The sequence below is a fragment of the Methylobacterium sp. E-016 genome (genome assembly GCF_022829745.1).
Taxonomy (GTDB): Bacteria; Pseudomonadota; Alphaproteobacteria; order Rhizobiales; family Beijerinckiaceae; genus Methylobacterium.
The window spans coordinates 1-15,685 of the sequence record NZ_JAKSYF010000133.1 but is presented as its reverse complement, the minus strand read 5'-3'; the positions used below and the strand labels follow the sequence as shown (position 1 = coordinate 15,685).

At 72.8% G+C, this 15,685-nt stretch carries 14 protein-coding genes and 1 pseudogene; 8 read left to right on the top strand and 7 right to left on the bottom strand.

What is annotated here, in order from left to right; all coding sequences use genetic code 11:
- From MKK68_RS19350 to MKK68_RS19340, 3 genes are all read right to left on the bottom strand, one after another.
- Positions 1 to 600, bottom strand: a 600-nt coding sequence (locus MKK68_RS19350) for a transglutaminase-like cysteine peptidase (protein WP_244032425.1), incomplete at its 3' end; no start/stop codon positions are given.
- Between the two features lie 402 nt (positions 601 to 1,002).
- A complete protein-coding gene (locus MKK68_RS19345; protein ID WP_409567275.1) occupies positions 1,003 to 1,629 on the bottom strand; it encodes a PilZ domain-containing protein in 627 nt (208 codons plus the stop codon).
- 90 nt (positions 1,630 to 1,719) lie between these two features.
- The gene (locus MKK68_RS19340) at positions 1,720 to 2,370 is read right to left on the bottom strand and encodes a PAS domain-containing protein (protein ID WP_244032422.1); all 651 of its coding nucleotides are present in this window, start codon (positions 2,368 to 2,370) and stop codon (positions 1,720 to 1,722) included.
- Between the two features lie 470 nt (positions 2,371 to 2,840).
- Here MKK68_RS19340 and MKK68_RS19335 point away from each other — a divergent pair, with 470 nt between their 5' ends.
- Positions 2,841 to 3,662 (top strand): rhomboid family intramembrane serine protease, encoded by an 822-nt coding sequence (locus MKK68_RS19335; RefSeq protein WP_244032420.1) that lies wholly within the window; start codon positions 2,841 to 2,843, stop codon positions 3,660 to 3,662.
- A 230-nt stretch (positions 3,663 to 3,892) separates the two neighbouring features.
- Positions 3,893 to 4,324, top strand: a complete 432-nt coding sequence (locus MKK68_RS19330) for a CBS domain-containing protein (RefSeq protein WP_147728267.1) — start codon at positions 3,893 to 3,895, stop codon at positions 4,322 to 4,324.
- Between the two features lie 18 nt (positions 4,325 to 4,342).
- Here MKK68_RS19330 and MKK68_RS19325 read toward each other — a convergent pair whose 3' ends face one another.
- From MKK68_RS19325 to folE, 4 genes are all read right to left on the bottom strand, one after another.
- Positions 4,343 to 5,914 (bottom strand): alkaline phosphatase D family protein, encoded by a 1,572-nt coding sequence (locus MKK68_RS19325; RefSeq protein WP_244032419.1) that lies wholly within the window; start codon positions 5,912 to 5,914, stop codon positions 4,343 to 4,345.
- An 87-nt stretch (positions 5,915 to 6,001) separates the two neighbouring features.
- A complete protein-coding gene (locus tag MKK68_RS19320) occupies positions 6,002 to 6,994 on the bottom strand; it encodes a patatin-like phospholipase family protein (RefSeq protein ID WP_244032418.1) in 993 nt (330 codons plus the stop codon).
- A complete protein-coding gene (gene hisI, locus MKK68_RS19315) occupies positions 6,991 to 7,401 on the bottom strand; it encodes a phosphoribosyl-AMP cyclohydrolase (protein ID WP_147728538.1) in 411 nt (136 codons plus the stop codon). Before hisI ends, MKK68_RS19320 begins: the two co-directional genes overlap by 4 nt.
- A gap of 32 nt (positions 7,402 to 7,433) precedes the next feature.
- Positions 7,434 to 8,288 carry a GTP cyclohydrolase I FolE gene (gene folE / locus MKK68_RS19310; RefSeq protein ID WP_147842278.1) on the bottom strand — a complete coding sequence of 285 codons (855 nt, stop codon included), beginning with the start codon at positions 8,286 to 8,288 and terminating at the stop codon, positions 7,434 to 7,436.
- Between the two features lie 258 nt (positions 8,289 to 8,546).
- On the opposite strand from folE, the gene MKK68_RS19305 reads away from it, so the two are divergent.
- From MKK68_RS19305 to MKK68_RS19280, 6 genes and pseudogenes are all read left to right on the top strand, one after another.
- A complete protein-coding gene (locus tag MKK68_RS19305; protein ID WP_243934763.1) occupies positions 8,547 to 8,993 on the top strand; it encodes an iron-sulfur cluster assembly scaffold protein in 447 nt (148 codons plus the stop codon).
- A gap of 4 nt (positions 8,994 to 8,997) precedes the next feature.
- Positions 8,998 to 9,354: a membrane protein insertion efficiency factor YidD gene (yidD, locus tag MKK68_RS19300; protein WP_244032416.1), complete on the top strand. Its 357-nt coding sequence runs from the start codon at positions 8,998 to 9,000 to the stop codon at positions 9,352 to 9,354.
- A 145-nt stretch (positions 9,355 to 9,499) separates the two neighbouring features.
- Entirely contained in the window at positions 9,500 to 10,501 is a 1,002-nt protein-coding gene (locus MKK68_RS19295; RefSeq protein WP_244032415.1) for an AAA family ATPase, read from the top strand.
- A gap of 3 nt (positions 10,502 to 10,504) precedes the next feature.
- Positions 10,505 to 11,419, top strand: a complete 915-nt coding sequence (locus tag MKK68_RS19290; protein WP_243936189.1) for a DUF58 domain-containing protein — start codon at positions 10,505 to 10,507, stop codon at positions 11,417 to 11,419.
- Between the two features lie 9 nt (positions 11,420 to 11,428).
- Positions 11,429 to 14,254, top strand: a complete 2,826-nt coding sequence (locus tag MKK68_RS19285) for a DUF4159 domain-containing protein (RefSeq protein ID WP_244032413.1) — start codon at positions 11,429 to 11,431, stop codon at positions 14,252 to 14,254.
- 205 nt (positions 14,255 to 14,459) lie between these two features.
- A pseudogene (locus MKK68_RS19280) lies at positions 14,460 to 15,685 on the top strand (hypothetical protein); the annotation flags it as partial.

Below are 15,685 nucleotides of genomic sequence, written 5' to 3'. Positions count from 1 at the left end.
CCAGGCGACGGCGTCCTGGCTCTCGCGCTTGATGAAGGTGTAGCCGGTGCGGTGCCAGGGCAGGATCTGGCTGGTCTTGTTGTCGAGCACCAGGTCGCCGCGGTCGGTGATCAGGGTGAGCACGGCGTGGCCCTCGCCCTTTTCGTCGATGACCACGGTCATCCGCATGGCGCGGCGCGGCAGGCCTGCTTTCGCCAGCAGGCTGCGCTTGAGCAGCTGAAAGTCCTCGCAATCGCCCGAGCCGTCCTCGGCCAGGTCCCAATGGTCGGGAACGCCGAGGTGGTCCATGTCGGTCACCGGCGTCACCGTAGCATTGACCCGGCGGTTGACGGCCTGGATCGTGTTCCAGATCGCCGGGGTCATGGCGATGCGGGCGGGCTCGGCGGGGTTGACCGCGCACTCGGCCGGGTAGCCCTGGCAGAAGGCGACCCAGGCGAGGATCGGCTTGGCGGCGCCGACCGGCGCGGCGGCGATGGTGGGGGCGGGCAGCGAGGCCAGGGTCTGCGCCGCGACCGGGGCGACGGCGGGGGCGAGAAGCGCGAACAGCCCGAGGCCGAGCGCCCGGATCACCGTCCCCTTGCTGCTGAACACCCGGCCCATCGCCACAACCCTCCGTCGATGGAGGCAGGATGGGGCCGCTCGCCCTCCGCGGCGCTGAAGCCGATCCGCGCAATTTTATCGATTCCCCGGTGCGACCGGACCGGCTCGCAACAGCCCGAACCGGACGCTGTGGCGACGCCGCGGATTGTCGGCATCGCGTTGAGGATCGGGAAACCTTGTGCCGCCGGATCGCGACCGCCAGATGTCGCAGCCGCACGCCGATGGCGAATCGGAGCGAACGCCGCGGGCGTGAGTCGGCCCCTCGCAGCGCTGGCCGGTGTCGGGTCGGGTCAGCGGCGCGCCTGCGATGACGGCATCGCTCGGGATCGGCCGATCACGCGACGCGACGCGCGCGCCGGTCGCCTGCGATGGCGGCTGTCCGAGGTCTCGGGCGCGCGGCGTCTACAGCGTCATGCCGTCGTGGAAGCGATCGGGGGAGAGCGGCAGCATGAACTGGACGCCGAACCCGCCCTCGAAGTAGCGCACGAGCTTCCCCGGCGTGCTGCCGATCGTGACGGTCGCGCCGAGCGGGGGAACGTTCAGGCTGGCCAGGGCCACGCCGGACATCGAGATGTCGATGACCCGCGCCTTGATCTCGCGCCCGCTCTCCAGACGCACGATCACCGCCGGCTGCTTGGGCACGACGCGCTCGTGGGTTCGGCCTTCCGGCAGGCCGAGGATCTCGCGGTTGGCGAGCCAGGTGAGCTGCGAGGCGATCTTGTCGCGCTTGCGCGGCGTCGCCGAAAGCTGCACGGCGAATCCCCCCGGCGGATGCCGGGAGATGACGCCCTCGATCCGGCCGATATGCTCGAGGTACAGCACCACGCGCTCGCCGAGCTCGCCCACGACCGCGCAGGTCAGGCGGACCCCGCCGGGCGACATGTCGACGGTCTGGCACGGGTATTCGCGGCGATCCGACAGCATGTAGCGACCGAGCAGCGCCACCGGCACGCGCTGGTGGCGGCGCAGATCGGAGGCCTGCGCGAGGCGCAGCGTGGTCGTTCCCACTGGTGTCTGCGCCGTGTTCATTCCGAAGCCGGCTTGATCCGTTGGTGATCGGACTCAAAACCTAACGCGGTCTCGTTACGAAACCCTTTTTTCGGATGACGCAATCTCAGGTCAGATTCGGCCGCCGCGGTGGACCAGGAGATGGCCGCGACGGAAGGGGCTGCCGTCGTTGGCTGGCGGGGGGAGGGCACCGAACGAGCCGGCCTCCGAGGCGAGGATCGCGAGGCCGGCATCGCCGTCGGCCGAATCACCCCGAAACAGCCCGGCCTCGGGCCGGTTCAGCACTCGGAGCGAGAGCGTGTCGAGGCGGACGAGCGGCCGCAGGCCGAGCCAGGCCGGCGGGCTCACCGGGCTCAGGGTGCTGAGCGCCCGCGCCTGGGTGCGCCCGCGGTGGCGCAGCGGCAGGAGCAGGAACTCGAGGTCGATCGCCTCGCCGGCGCTGTTGGTGCCGCGCAGCCCCGCGACGACGCCGAGCGCGTCGTGCGCCACGATCTCGACCATCCGCCAGGGGTCGGCGGGCGCCGTGCCCCAGAGATCGGACAGGTGCGAGGCGCGCAGCTCCCGCCCGAACAGGGCGCAGACACGGGTGCCGGCGAGCCGGAGGGTCGCGGTCCGATGCGGCATGTCGATCTCGAGGATCAGGCTGTCGGCCAACAGGTGGCGGATCTCTCCCGGCTCGATCTCGGCGCGCTCCGGCGCACAGCGCTGGCCGCGGATCCGATCCCAGTAGCTGTGGAGCATGCGGCTCGTCGGATGCTTCATGAGTGTCCCGGAACGATGCACGGCGGCGTGACGATGGGTGCCGCTTCGGAACACCTGCGATCAGGCGCGATGCATCCGGCGGCAGTTCGAGACCCACGGCGCACAGCCTATGCCCCCGGCCGCGGCCAAGCTCGCGTAACCCTTCGTTAAGGTTAAGAAGAGGTTGACGTTGCGTGACGCGCGCCGCCGCACGACAGTGATCACGACAGCGTGACGGCTCGGGTTCGCCCCACGCCGGCCACGCCTCCGGGTCGCCTTTGCGAGGGGCACGGAGGGATCGGGCGCTCGGCGCCCCGCCGTCTCCTGGTCCGGACGGCGCCCGAACCCGATGCGGGCTCGGAGATCCTTCGCTTCAGGGAGGGGGTCCATCACCGGGCCGCCTCCCTTTTTTTGTTCGCCGACCGGCATTCCGGCCGCCGCCGTCGCCGCAGGCCCTTGCCCCGCGGGCCGCCGCGCCGACATGTGGCGCCATGGATGCCTCGCCCGATCTGCCGCGCCAGGGCCGCGTGCCCGTCTTCAACATGCCGGGCGTGGTCACCGTCTCGATCGGCCTCCTGCTCGCGATCCACGCGGTCCGCGAGATCCTGCTGCCGGACAGCTGGGACATCCGCCTGGTCCTCGACCTCGCGCTGGTGCCGTCCCGCTGGACGACGTGGCTCGACCCGGCCCAGGCCGACGCGGTGATGCGGGCGGCGAGCGAGGTCGGCGACGCCCAGTTCGCGGCCGCGCGCGAGGCCTTCGCCCGCTACGTGCTGACCGATCCCGGCCCGTACCTGTGGAGCTTCGCGACCTACGGCCTGCTGCACGGCTCGTGGATGCACGTGATCTTCAACACCGTCTGGCTCGCCGCCTTCGGCTCGCCGGTGGCGCGGCGCTGCGGTGCCTGGCGCTACGGCCTGATCGGGCTCGCCGGGACGGTCGCCGGCGGCGCGCTGCACGTGGCGATCGACCCGCTGAGCACCGCGCCGCTGATCGGCGCTTCGGCAGGCGTGTCGGCGCTAATGGCGGCCGCCGCCCGCTTCGTGTTCCAGCCGCCGCTGGCGGGCTACGGCACCCAGCCCTGGCAGCTACCGCCCCGGCGGCCGGTCGAGACGGTGCCGGAACTCCTGCGCAACCGCACCGCGGTGACCTTCCTGGTGATCTGGATGGCGACGAACCTGCTGTTCGGCCTGATCAGCCTGCCGCTCGGCGCCGAGAGCGCCGCCGTCGCGTGGGACGCGCATCTGGGCGGCTTCGTCATCGGCTTCCTGATGTTTCCGTTCGTCGATCCGCGGGAACCGGTCGCGCAATAGTCCCGGTGCGGGCGGGCACGACTGTTCCGCTGCCGGTCTCGGCCGGCGAGATCAGCATTGGCGTAGCGAACGGACCCCCGAGACGGTCGTGCCCGGCCTTGCCATGACGCGGCATCCGCCACACACTCGCGCGGAGCGCAGGCGCGATCCGGGATCAACCCGGGCACGTCGCGGTCGGCGCGCACCGTGGCTGACGGCGCGCGCGGCTTCACCTCCTGGGAGGGATCTTCATGACCATCGCACGCATCCTCGCCGAGAAGGGCGGGGACATCGTCACCATCACCCCCGAGCGGACCCTCGACGAGGCGATCCACCTGCTGGCCGAGAAGCGGATCGGCGCCCTCGTGGTCACCCACGGCGACGGGTCGGTCGCCGGCATCATCTCCGAGCGCGACATCATGCGGGCGCTGGCCAAGCTCGGCGGCGGCGCCTTCGATGCGCCGGTCTCCGCGCACATGACCGCCGAGGTCGTCACCTGCAAGCGCGCCACGACGGTGGAGGACGTGATGCAGCTGATGACCGACGGGCGCTTCCGCCACGTCCCGGTCTGCGAGGACGGCCGCCTGGTCGGCCTCATCTCCATCGGCGACGTGGTCAAGCGCCGGATCGCGGCGGTCGAGGCCGAGCATCAGGCGATGCGCGACTACATCACGATGGCCTGAGGCCGGATCGGGCCGCGCTCATCCGCGGGCGGGGTCGAGGGTGACGTGCCAGAGGTCGGCATCGGCCGCGTCCTTCAGCGTCACCGTCATCTGCTCCGTCCGCCCGTCGACGGCGACGTGGCCGAAGAACTGGTAGCCCGCCGCCGGCGACAGGTTCACCTGTCCCTCCGGCGGCGCCTTCACGAAGCGCAGCTGCGGCCCGAACGTGTCGTCGAGCTTGTTCGGGCCGAACGTGCCCGCGTGCAGCGGGCCGGAGACGAACTCCCAGAACGGCTCGAACTCCTGGAAGCGGGCCTTGTTCGGATCGTAATGGTGCGCCGCCGTGTAATGCACGTCGGCCGTGAGCCACACCGTGTTGCGGATGTTCGCCGTCTTGATGAACCGCAGCAGGTCGGCGATCTCGAGCTCGCGCCCGAGCGGCGGCCCGTCGCCCTGCGCCACCGCCTCCGACCCGAAGCTCCGCTCGGGATCGTAGGTGACGACGAGCCCCAGCGGCATGTCGGCAGCGATCACCTTCCAGGTCGCACGAGACTCCGCCAGCGCTCGCTTGAGCCAGGCGAGCTGCACCGGCCCGAGGAAGTACGAGTCCGGACCGTAGCGGGTCTCGCGGTTCTCGCCGTTCGGCCCGCGATACGAGCGCATGTCGAGCATGAACACGTCGACGAGGGGGCCGTAGGCGATCTTGCGGTAGACGCGGCCGGGCTCGGCCGGCTCAAAGCGCATCGGCATGTATTCGTGGAAGGCGCGGGACGCCCGCACCTCGAGGGCCCGCACGTTCGGGTCGGCGTACTTCTTCCTGAGGTGCTCGGCGCGGGTCAGCGGCTCGCCGGGCCACCAGTTGTTGGTGACCTCGTGGTCGTCCCACTGCGCCAGGATCGGCACGGCCGCGTTCATCGCCAGCACGTTCGAGTCCGTCAGGTTGTACTTGTAGCGGCCGCGGAACTCGGCGAGCGTCTCGGCCGGCTTCGCCACCGCCTCGGTGACGCGGTTGCGCCAGAGGGTGCCGTCCGGCAGCGTCACCTCGGCTGCGATCGGCCCGTCGGCGTAGATCGTGTCGCCGGAATGCAGGAAGAAGTCCGGGCGGTTGCCCAACATCGCTTTGTAGATCGTCATGCCGCCGCGGGCCTCGTCGATGCCCCAGCCCTGGCCCGCCGTGTCGCCGGACCAGCAGAACGAGACCGAGCGACGGTCGGCCGGCGCGGTGCGGAAACGGCCGACCTGGGCCGGCCCGCGGATCGTCGGGGCGGCCAGGTCTTCCAGACGGATCCGGTAGAGGATGTCCTGCCCCGGCGGCAGATCGGTAAGCGCGACCTTCAAGGTGCCGTCGGTTTCCGGCAGCGCGTCGGCGACCGTGCCGCCGCGGATCTCGGAAAAGCTCTCGGTGGTGGACCATTCGACGATCGCGCGGCACGGCCGGTCGGCACGCGCCCAGACGATCGCGGAGTCGGAGCCGACGTCGCCCGATTGCAGCCCGTGGGTGAGGATCGGCCGGTCGGCGGCGCGGCTGAGGCCCGGCCTGGCGAGGCCGGAGGCGAGCCCGACGAGCCCGGCCCCGCCGGTCAGCAGGAGTTGGCGGCGGCTGGACACCATCGGGTCGGCTCCTCGCGGCGGGCGGGCACGGTGCCGATCCCCGACGTGAGGCCGCATCGCAGGCCGAGACGACAGTTGCGTGACGTATCAGGCCCGCGCGGCCGCGGCCTGCACCATCGCCCGGATGCGGGGCAGGGTGGCCCGCGTCGCCGCATGGCCGGCGGCGATCCCCTCGGCCGCCCGGTGGAACTCGAACTGGCCCATGGCGGCGAGATCGGGCCCGATCGCGCAATCGGGCGGGTCCCGCTCGAGGCGCGCGCGGGAGATGCGGTCCTGCGTGATGTTGAACGCGTCGAACATCACCCGGCCGATGCCGGGCCCGGACGGCGCGACCCGACGGTTGCGCAGGCCGGCGAGCAGGTTCCAGCGGCGTGCGCCGACGGCGGTGACGACCTGCTCGACCGGATCGACCGCCTCGGGCTCGATCACGCCGCCCCGCAGCCGCGGATCGCAGGCGAGGTTCACGCCGATGACGAGGTCGGCGCCCATCGCGCGGGCCAACGTCACCGGCACCGGGTTGACCAGCGTCCCGTCCATCAGCAGGCGCCCGTCGCGCTCCACCGGCGCGAACAGCCCGGGCAGGGCGTAGGAGGCGCGCAAGGCTTCGATCAGCGACCCGCGGGTGAGCCAGACCTCATGCCCGGTGCCGAGCTCGGTGGCGACCGAGGCGAAACCCACGGGCAGGTCGTCGACGAGGCGGTCGCCGAGGTCGCGCACCAGCCGCCGGCGCAGGCGGTCGCCGCCGATCAGGCCGGAGCCCGACAGGCGCGGGTCGAGAAGGCCGAGCACCCGGCGGCGGGTGAGGGAGAGCGCGAACTCGGCCAGCGCGTCGAGCTTGCCCGCCGCGAAGCAGCCGCCGACCACGGCGCCGATCGAGCAGCCGGCGACGACCGCCGGATGGATGCCGGCCTCGTCGAGGGCGCGGATCACGCCGATATGCGCCCAGCCCCTCGCCGCACCGCCGCCGAGCGCCAGCCCGATCCGCGGCTCCCAGGGCGCCGCGTCACGGGTCGGCTCGACGGTTCCGGGGGCGATCGCGGCGGGTGCGGCGTGCCGCAGCAGGGCGTGCGCGCCGCTCATGCGCCGGCGGGATGCAGAACCGCGCGGCCGTCGGGATCGAGGGTGACGCCGCGGTAGAAGCACGCCCGGCGCCCGGTGTGGCAGCAGCCGCCGTCGCCGCCGACCGCGACGGTGATCAGCAGCGCGTCCTGGTCGCAATCGGTGCGCATCTCGACGACGCGCTGGATCTGCCCCGAGGTCGCGCCCTTGTGCCAGAGCTCGCGGCGCGAGCGCGACCAGTACCAGGCCTCGCCGGTCTCCAGCGTGCGCTGCAGGGATTCGGCGTTCATGTGCGCCAGCATCAGCACGCGGCCGTCCTGCGCGTCGACGGCGATGCAGGCCACGAGCCCGTCGCGGTCGAAGCGCGGGGTGAAGGCCGTGCCTTCCTCGACCTCGGCACGGCTACCGGGCGGATCGAACGGGACCATGGACGACCATCTCCGCGCGGAGCGCCTGAACCTTACGCCTTCCCGCCGCGGACCAGCGTCAGGAACCGCACCTGCTCGCTGGCATCCTCGCGGAAGGCGCCGCGGAACTGGGTGGTGATGGTCGAGACGCCCGCCTTCTGCACGCCGCGCATCGCCATGCAGAGATGCTCGGCCTCGACCAGGACGGCGACGCCGCGGGGCTTGAGGATGCTCTCGATCACGTCGGCGATCTGCGCTGTCATCGTCTCCTGCGTCTGCAGGCGGCGAGCGAAGGTGTCGACGACGCGGGCGAGCTTCGACAGGCCGACGACGCCCTTGGTCGGATAGTAGGCGATGTGCGCCAGCCCCATGAACGGCACCATGTGGTGCTCGCAATGGGAGTAGAACGGGATGTCGCGCACCAGCACGATGTCGGAATAGCCCTCGACCTCCTCGAACACCCGCTCGAGCAGGGCGTCGGCGTCGACGTCGTAGCCGCCGAAGAGCTGGCCGTAGGCCTTGACCACGCGGGCCGGGGTGTCGAGCAGCCCCTCGCGGTTTGGGTCGTCGCCGGCCCAGCGCAGGAGCGTGCGCACGGCGGCCTCGGCCTCCTCGCGGCTCGGGCGCGCCAGCGCGATGCCCTCGGGCACGCGCGTCGCGGATGCGGGCTTTCTGGCAATGTCCTTCGTGGCGTCCTCCGCAACCTCCAGCGCGGCCGTCTCGGCACGGCGCTCGGCGAGGCTCGCCACCACGCGATCGTTGTCGTTGCGCATGACGCTCAAGCTCGGCTCGGCCTCGGGAACGGGCCGGCTGGCGCCGTAGGACAGGGATTTGAGCGCGGCATCCATGGCATCTCCAGCCCGCGCCACACGGGCCTTCATCGTGGTACTGTCCGGCTTGGCATACATGCGGTCGAACCGTCTCGGAGCCCGGAAGGCTCCGGGCCGGCGCCCCGGTTGTTACGGTGTCCGTGGCCGTGGGCGCGACCCTGGTCGACGAGCCGCCTCCTCGCGAAACGGCGTCACGCGGCCTATATCGTCGTTCTTGCACGATCGCGCAATGCACGGCGCGCGGGGCAGGCCCGGACCGTCCGGGGACGAAGCGCGGCGATCGCACGGATCGACCGCGCGACGATCGAAACCGAGGACAAGGATCGGCAGGCGCCCATGCTCGACGACATCTACAACCGGCGCATCCTCGAACTCGCCGCCGACATCCCGCGGCTCGGCCGGCTTCCCGCGCCGGACGCCAGCGCGACGGCGCATTCGAGGCTCTGCGGCTCGACGGTGACCGTCGACCTCGTGCTCGGCCCCGACGGGACGGTGGCCGATTTCGCCCACGACGTGAAGGCCTGCGCGCTCGGCCAGGCCTCGTCCTCGCTGATGGGGCGGCACGTGGTCGGCTCCAGCCCCGACGAGCTCCGGGCGGTGCGCGAGACCATGCGCGCGATGCTGAAGGCGAACGGCCCGGCTCCGGAAGGCCGTTGGGCCGACCTCTCCGTGCTGGAGCCGGTGCGCGAGTTCAAGGCGCGCCACGCCTCGACCCTGCTGACCTTCGACGCGGTGGTGGACGCCCTCGACCGGATCGAGGCCGGCAAGCAAGCCGCCGCCTGACGCGATGCTGCGGCGGGCCGCCCACGTCGCGATCCGCGGCTACCAGCTCACACTGTCGGGCCTCGTCGGCCGTCAGTGCCGGCACTGGCCGAGCTGCTCGGACTACGCCGACGCGGCGATCGCCCGGCACGGGCTCTGGCCCGGCGCCTGGATGGGGTTTTCGCGGATCTGCCGCTGCGGCCCCTTCGGCACCCACGGCATCGACCTCGTGCCCGACGCGTTGCCGCCGCGGGCGCGCTGGTTCCTGCCCTGGCGCTACGCGCGCTGGCGCGGGGTGAACGCGCCGGAAAACCCGTTTTCCTGCGATGCGGTCGAGGCCTCGGACGGACTGGCCCGGGTGGCGGCATCAGACCGTGGCTGAAGCGCCGCGGGCCGCGCCCGGCGAACCTGCGGCGATGCCGGCCTTGCCAGCCGGTCACGAACCGCCGCACACTCCGAGCCCAGAACGACGCCAGCGTCGCCCCCCGGCCGCAAGGCCCGACGATCAAGACGGAAACCCCATCGGCATGAGTCAGGGCTCGTCCGCCACCTCCCTCGACGACGGCATCGTCGCCACCGCCGAAAGCTGCCTCGCTTCCGTGGGCCAAGCGCGGGAGGCGATCCACGGGGTGATCTTCGGGCAGGAGAAGGTCGTCGACCTCGCCCTCGTCACGATCCTGGCCGGCGGCCACGGCCTCCTCGTCGGGCTGCCGGGCCTGGCCAAGACCAAGCTCGTCGAGACGCTGGGCACGGTGCTCGGCCTCGACGCCCGCCGGGTGCAGTTCACCCCCGACCTGATGCCGTCCGACATCCTCGGCACCGAGATCCTGGACGAGGATGCCAACCGGCGCCGGTCGTTCCGCTTCGTCAAGGGCCCGGTCTTCACCCAGCTCCTGATGGCCGACGAGATCAACCGGGCGAGCCCGCGCACGCAGTCGGCGCTGCTGCAGGCGATGCAGGAGAACTTCGTCTCGGTGGCCGGCGAGCGCCACGACCTGCCGCGGCCGTTCCACGTGCTGGCCACCCAGAACCCTATCGAGCAGGAGGGCACCTATCCGCTGCCCGAGGCGCAGCTCGACCGGTTCCTCCTGGAGATCGACGTCGGCTATCCCGACCGCGCCGCCGAGCGCCGCATCCTGATCGAGACGACCGGCATCGCCGACCAGGGCGCCAAGGCGGTGATGTCGACCGACGCGCTGCTGACCGCGCAGCGCCTCGTGCGCCGCCTGCCGGTTGGCGAGGCGGTGGTCGACGCGATCCTCGACCTCGTCCGCTCGGCCCGCCCCGACAGCGGCGATCCGCTGGTGAAGGGCAAGCTGATGTGGGGGCCGGGCCCCCGCGCCAGCCAGGCCCTGACCCTGGCGGCGCGTGCCCGCGCGCTGATCGAGGGCCGCGTCGCCCCCTCGATCGCCGACGTGAAGGCTTTGGCCGAGCCGGTCCTGAAGCACCGCATGGCGCTGAGCTACGCCGCGCGCGCCGACGGCGATACCGTCGAGGGGCTGATCGCCAAGCTCGCCGAGAAGCTCTAGCGCGTGGCGGCCGCCCGCGCCCTCGAAGCGATCCCGCGCGTCCCGGGCCGGCGGGAGAACGAGGGCGCGGTGGCGCTCTCCGACCGCATGCCGCGGCTCGTGCTGGAAGCCCGCCGCGTCTCGTCGATGCTGGCGCACGGGCTGCACGGCCGCCGCCGCGCCGGGCCCGGCGAGAGCTTCTGGCAGTTCCGGCCCTTCGTGAACGGCGAGGCGGCGGCGCGGATCGACTGGCGCCGCTCGGCCCGCGACGACCGGCTCTACGTGCGCGAGCGCGAGTGGGAGGCCGCCCACAACATCTGGATCTGGATCGACCGCTCCGCCTCGATGGGCTTCGCGTCCGATCTCGCGCAGGCCGCGAAGGTCGAGCGCGCGCTCGTCCTCGGGCTGGCGCTCGCCGACGCCTTCGTCGACGGCGGCGAGCGGGTCGGGCTGCTGGGCCTCACCCGCGCGACCGCATCGCGGAAGATCGTGGAGGCGATGGCGCAGGCGCTCGTCGCGGACGTGCCCGGCCTGACCCAGGACCTTCCGCCCCGCGCGGCCCCCGCCCGCTTCGACGAGGTGATCCTGATCAGCGACTTCCTCACCCCCCTCGACCGCGTCGCCGCGGCCGTCCAGGAAATCGCCGGCCGCGGCAGCCGCGGCCACCTCGTCGTCGTCGCCGACCCGATCGAGGAGACGTTTCCGTTCGCGGGACAGGCGGTGCTGCATGACCTCGAATCCGGGTTCTCGCTCGACGTCGGCGACGCCGCCGCCTGGGGCGACGCCTATCGCGGGCGCATCCGGGCGCACAGGGCCGGCCTGTCCGAGATCGCCCGCGGCATCGGCTGGACGCTGACCCTGCACCGCACCGACCGCCCCGCGAGCGAGGCGGCGCTTCGCCTCGCGACCCTGGTCGCCGCCGCCCGCGGCACGGGCTAGGAGGGCGTCGTGCTCGGATTGACCTTCGCCGCCCCCTTCGCGCTCGCCGCGCTGATCGGCCTGCCCGCCCTGTGGCTGCTGCTGCGGGTGACGCCGCCGCGCCCCCGCCGGATCGATTTCCCGCCGCTCAAGCTCGTCGCCGACTTGGCTGCGCAGCGCCAGACGCCGGCGCGGACGCCGCCCTGGCTGCTGATCCTGCGCCTGCTCGCTGCCGCCGCCCTGATCCTCGCTGTCTCCGGCCCGGTCTGGAACCCGAGCGGCGTCGGCGCCGGCGGCGGACGCAAGGCGCTGCTGGTGATGGTCGACAACGGCGTCTCCGCCGCCCACGACTGGCGCGACCGGATGCGGGTCGCGACCGATGCCGTCGAGGGCGCCGCCCGTGACGGCCGCCCCGTCGCCGTGGTCGGGCTGGCGGACGCAGCCGCCGCGATCGAGGCGCGGACGCCCGCGGCCAGCCTGGAGCGGCTGCGCGCGCTGGCGCCGCGCCCGCACCTGGCCGACCGGGACGCGCATCTCCAGGTCCTGGCCGGCTTCCTCGAGCGCAATGCCGGCGCGGGCATCGTCTGGATCAGCGACGGCGTCGCCGGCATCGAGCCCGCCGGCTTCCCCGGCCGTCTCGCCGAGCTCGTCGCGTCGTCGGGCGCCGCCCTGACGATCCTGCGCGCCGAGACGCCGCCGGCCCTGGCGCTGACCGCGTCCGAGACCGGGGGCAAGCTCACGGCCCGGGTGCTGCGCGCCGCCGCCAACGACCGCGACGCCGGCCTGGTGCGGGCGCTCGACCCGAAGGGCCTGCCGCTCGCCGAGCACGACTTCGCCCTCGCACCCGACGCCACCGACACCGAAATCGCCTTCGACATGCCGATCGAGCTGCGCAACGGCGTCAGCCGCATCGAGATCGCGGGCGAGCGCTCGGCCGGCGCCGTCACGCTGGTGGACGAGCGCGGCAAGCGCCGCCGCGTCGGCCTTGTCTTCGGCGGCACCAACGACCAGGCGCAGCCGCTGCTGGCGCCGACCTACTATCTTTCCCGCGCGCTGCAGCCCTTCGCCGACGTTCAGGAGGCGCGCGGCGCCAAGGGCATCGCCGACCAGGTCGGGCAGCTGCTCGACAACCAGGTGACGGTGCTGGTGCTCGCCGACGTCGGCGCCATGGACGATCGCACCGCGGCCCGCGTGCAGACGTTCGTCGAGAATGGCGGCCTCCTGCTGCGCTTCGCCGGTCCGCGGCTCGCCGCCGGCAGCGATCCGCTGGTGCCGGTGCGCCTGCGCCGCGGCGGGCGGACGCTCGGCGGCACCCTCTCGTGGGACAGCCCGAAGACGCTGGCGCCGTTTGCCCCCGAGAGCCCGTTCGCGGGCCTGGCGCCGCCTGCCGACATCGGCGTGCGCCGCCAGATCCTGGCCGAGCCCGACGGCGACCTGCCCGGCCGCACCTGGGCCTCGCTGCAGGACGGAACGCCGATCGTCACCGCCGAGCATCGCGGGCAGGGGCTCGTGGTGCTGTTCCACGTCACTGCCGACACGACGTGGTCGAACCTGCCGCTGTCGGGCCTGTTCATCGACATGCTGCGCCGGGTGGTGGCGCTGGCAGGTTCCTCGGCCGCCCCCGCCGAGGGCGGCCCGCGCCCGGCCGCGGCGATCCTCGCCCCGCGGCTGGCGCTCGACGGCTTCGGCGCGCTCGGCACCCCGCCGGCCTCGGCCACCGCGGTGCCGGCCGACTACGCCGACCGCGCCTCGCCGGAGCACCCCCCGGGCTTCTACGGTCCCGCCGACGGCGGCACCGCGGTGAACGCCCTGCGGACCGAAGACCGCCTCAGGGCGCTCGACCTCGCGCCGCTGAACGGCGCCCGCACCGGGACGCTCGCCGGCGCCGAGACCCTGGATCTGCGCCCGAGCCTGTTCACGCTGGCGCTGCTGCTTCTGGTGCTCGACACGCTGGCCGGGCTCTGGCTGGGCGGCTTCCTCAACCGCGGCTCGGGCGGACTGGTCGGCCGCCTGCGCGGCCGCGCGGCGATGCTCGCGATGGCGGGCGTGCTCGTGCTCGGCGGCCTCGGCGCACCGCCGGCGCGGGCGGAGGAGCCGCCGGCGAACCGCCCGAACGGCATCGAGTCGGCGCTGGTCACGCGGCTCGCCTACGTGGTCACAGGCGACGCTGCGGTCGACGAGGCGAGCCGGGCCGGTCTCACCGGCCTGACTCAGATGCTGGCCTCGCGTACCGCCCTAGAGCCGGGAGAGCCCGCCGGCCTCGACCCGGCCAAGGACGAGCTGGCGTTCTATCCGCTGATCTATTGGCCGATCGCGCCGGGCCGGCCCCAGCCCTCGGAAGCGACGATCCGGCGGATCGACGCGTTCATGCGCAACGGCGGCACCGTCCTGTTCGACACCCGCGACGCGCTGACGGCGCGGGCCGGTGGGCCACCGACGCCGGAGGCCGCCTACCTGCGCAAGATGCTGGCGACGCTGGAGATCCCGGAGCTTGAGCCGGTGCCGTCCGACCACGTGCTGACGAAGGCGTTCTACCTCGTCGACAGCTTTCCCGGGCGCTATGCCACCGGCCAGACCTGGGTCGAGGCGCTGCCGCCGGCCGCCGAGGGCACCGAGCGCCGCCCGGCGCGGGCCGGGGACGGCGTCAGCCCGATCGTCATCACCGGCAACGACCTCGCCGCCGCCTGGGCGATCGACCGCCGCGGCGACCCGCTCTACCCGGTGGTCGGCGGCGACCAGCGCCAGCGCGAGATGGCGTTCCGCGGCGGCGTCAACATCGTGATGTACACGCTGACCGGCAACTACAAGGCGGACCAGGTCCACGTGCCGGCCCTGCTGGAGCGGCTGGGACAGTGAAATCTGTTCGCGTTCAGGCCAGCTCTTCTCCCTCCCCCCTTGGCGGGGGAGGGTACCCTGCGCAGCGGGGGGGGAGAGGGGAGCGACGGTGCCGGATACGGCGCTTCCCTCTCCCGACCCTCGCTGACGCGAGGCCCACCCTCCCCCGCAAAGGGGGGAGGGAGCATGCGCGGTGCGCGCGCCCAGGACACAAGGCTCTCACCCCATGCTGAGCCTCAGCTTCACGCCGCTGCTGCCCTGGCCGGTGCTCGCGGTGCTCGCCGTCGTCGTGGTGCTGTTCGCGGTCCTCGCCTTCCTGGCGCGCGGCCGCACGGCGATCCTACGGGCGCTGGCGCTCGGCCTGGTGCTCGCGGCCTTGGCCAACCCCGCGCTGGTGCGCGAGGATCGCGAGCCGGTGAAGGACATCGCCGCGGTGATCGTCGACCGGTCCGGGTCGCAGGCGCTCGGCGATCGGCCGGCGGTGACCGACCAGGTCCGGGCCGAGCTGCAGCGACGCTTCGGCGCGCTGGCCAACATCGAGCCGCGCTTCATCGACGTGCCGGACGCCGCCGGCGACGACGGGACCAAGCTGTTCACCGCGCTCGGGCAGGCGCTCGCCGACGTGCCGCCGGAGCGGCTGGCCGGCGTCGTCATGCTCACCGACGGCGTGGTCCACGACATCCCGACATCGCTCGCCGCGCTCGGCATCAAGGCGCCGCTGCACGTGCTCGTCACCGGCCACCCGGACGAGCGCGACCGGCAGATCAAGCTGCTGGAGGCGCCGCGCTTCGGCATCGTCGGCAAGGACCTGACGATCCGGGCCGAGGTGATGGAGCGCGGCGGCACCGGCTCGGCCGTCGTCGCCCTGCGCCGCGACGGCGAGGAGATCGGGCGGCGCACCGTGCCGACGGACAAGCCCTTCGACCTCACCGTCAAGATCGAGCACGGCGGCCCGAACGTCGTCGAGATCGAGGTCGAGCCGTTGCCGGGCGAGCTGACCACGGTCAACAACCGCGCCGTGCTGCCGATCGAGGGGATCCGCGAGAAGCTGCGCGTGCTGCTGGTCTCCGGCGAGCCGCACCAGGGCGAGCGCACCTGGCGCAACCTGCTGAAGTCCGACGCCAACGTCGACCTAGTGCACTTCACCATCCTGCGCCCGCCGGAGAAGCAGGACGGCACGCCGATCTCCGAGCTGTCGCTGATCGCCTTCCCGACGCGCGAGCTGTTCGTCCAGAAGATCAAGGACTTCGACCTGATCATCTTCGATCGCTACGCCAACCAGAGCGTGCTGCCCTCGGTCTACTTCGACAACATCACCCGCTACGTCCGCGAGGGCGGCGCGCTGCTGATCGCGGCGGGCCCGGAATTCGCCGGGCCGGCGAGCCTCGCGCGCACCCGGCTCGCCGGCATCCTGCCGGGCGACCCGAACGGGCGGGTCGTCGAGCAGCCCTA

Excerpts from the sequence above, each read along its gene's own strand:
- MKK68_RS19345 (WP_409567275.1), bottom strand. The coding sequence starts at position 1,629 with ATGAACACGGCGCAGACACCAGTGGGAACGACCACGCTGCGCCTCGCG.
- MKK68_RS19340 (WP_244032422.1), bottom strand. The coding sequence starts at position 2,370 with ATGAAGCATCCGACGAGCCGCATGCTCCACAGCTACTGGGATCGGATC.
- MKK68_RS19335 (WP_244032420.1), top strand. The coding sequence starts at position 2,841 with ATGGATGCCTCGCCCGATCTGCCGCGCCAGGGCCGCGTGCCCGTCTTC.
- MKK68_RS19330 (WP_147728267.1), top strand. The coding sequence starts at position 3,893 with ATGACCATCGCACGCATCCTCGCCGAGAAGGGCGGGGACATCGTCACC.
- MKK68_RS19325 (WP_244032419.1), bottom strand. The coding sequence starts at position 5,914 with ATGGTGTCCAGCCGCCGCCAACTCCTGCTGACCGGCGGGGCCGGGCTC.
- MKK68_RS19320 (WP_244032418.1), bottom strand. The coding sequence starts at position 6,994 with ATGAGCGGCGCGCACGCCCTGCTGCGGCACGCCGCACCCGCCGCGATC.
- hisI (WP_147728538.1), bottom strand. The coding sequence starts at position 7,401 with ATGGTCCCGTTCGATCCGCCCGGTAGCCGTGCCGAGGTCGAGGAAGGC.
- folE (WP_147842278.1), bottom strand. The coding sequence starts at position 8,288 with ATGTATGCCAAGCCGGACAGTACCACGATGAAGGCCCGTGTGGCGCGG.
- MKK68_RS19305 (WP_243934763.1), top strand. The coding sequence starts at position 8,547 with ATGCTCGACGACATCTACAACCGGCGCATCCTCGAACTCGCCGCCGAC.
- yidD (WP_244032416.1), top strand. The coding sequence starts at position 8,998 with ATGCTGCGGCGGGCCGCCCACGTCGCGATCCGCGGCTACCAGCTCACA.
- MKK68_RS19295 (WP_244032415.1), top strand. The coding sequence starts at position 9,500 with ATGAGTCAGGGCTCGTCCGCCACCTCCCTCGACGACGGCATCGTCGCC.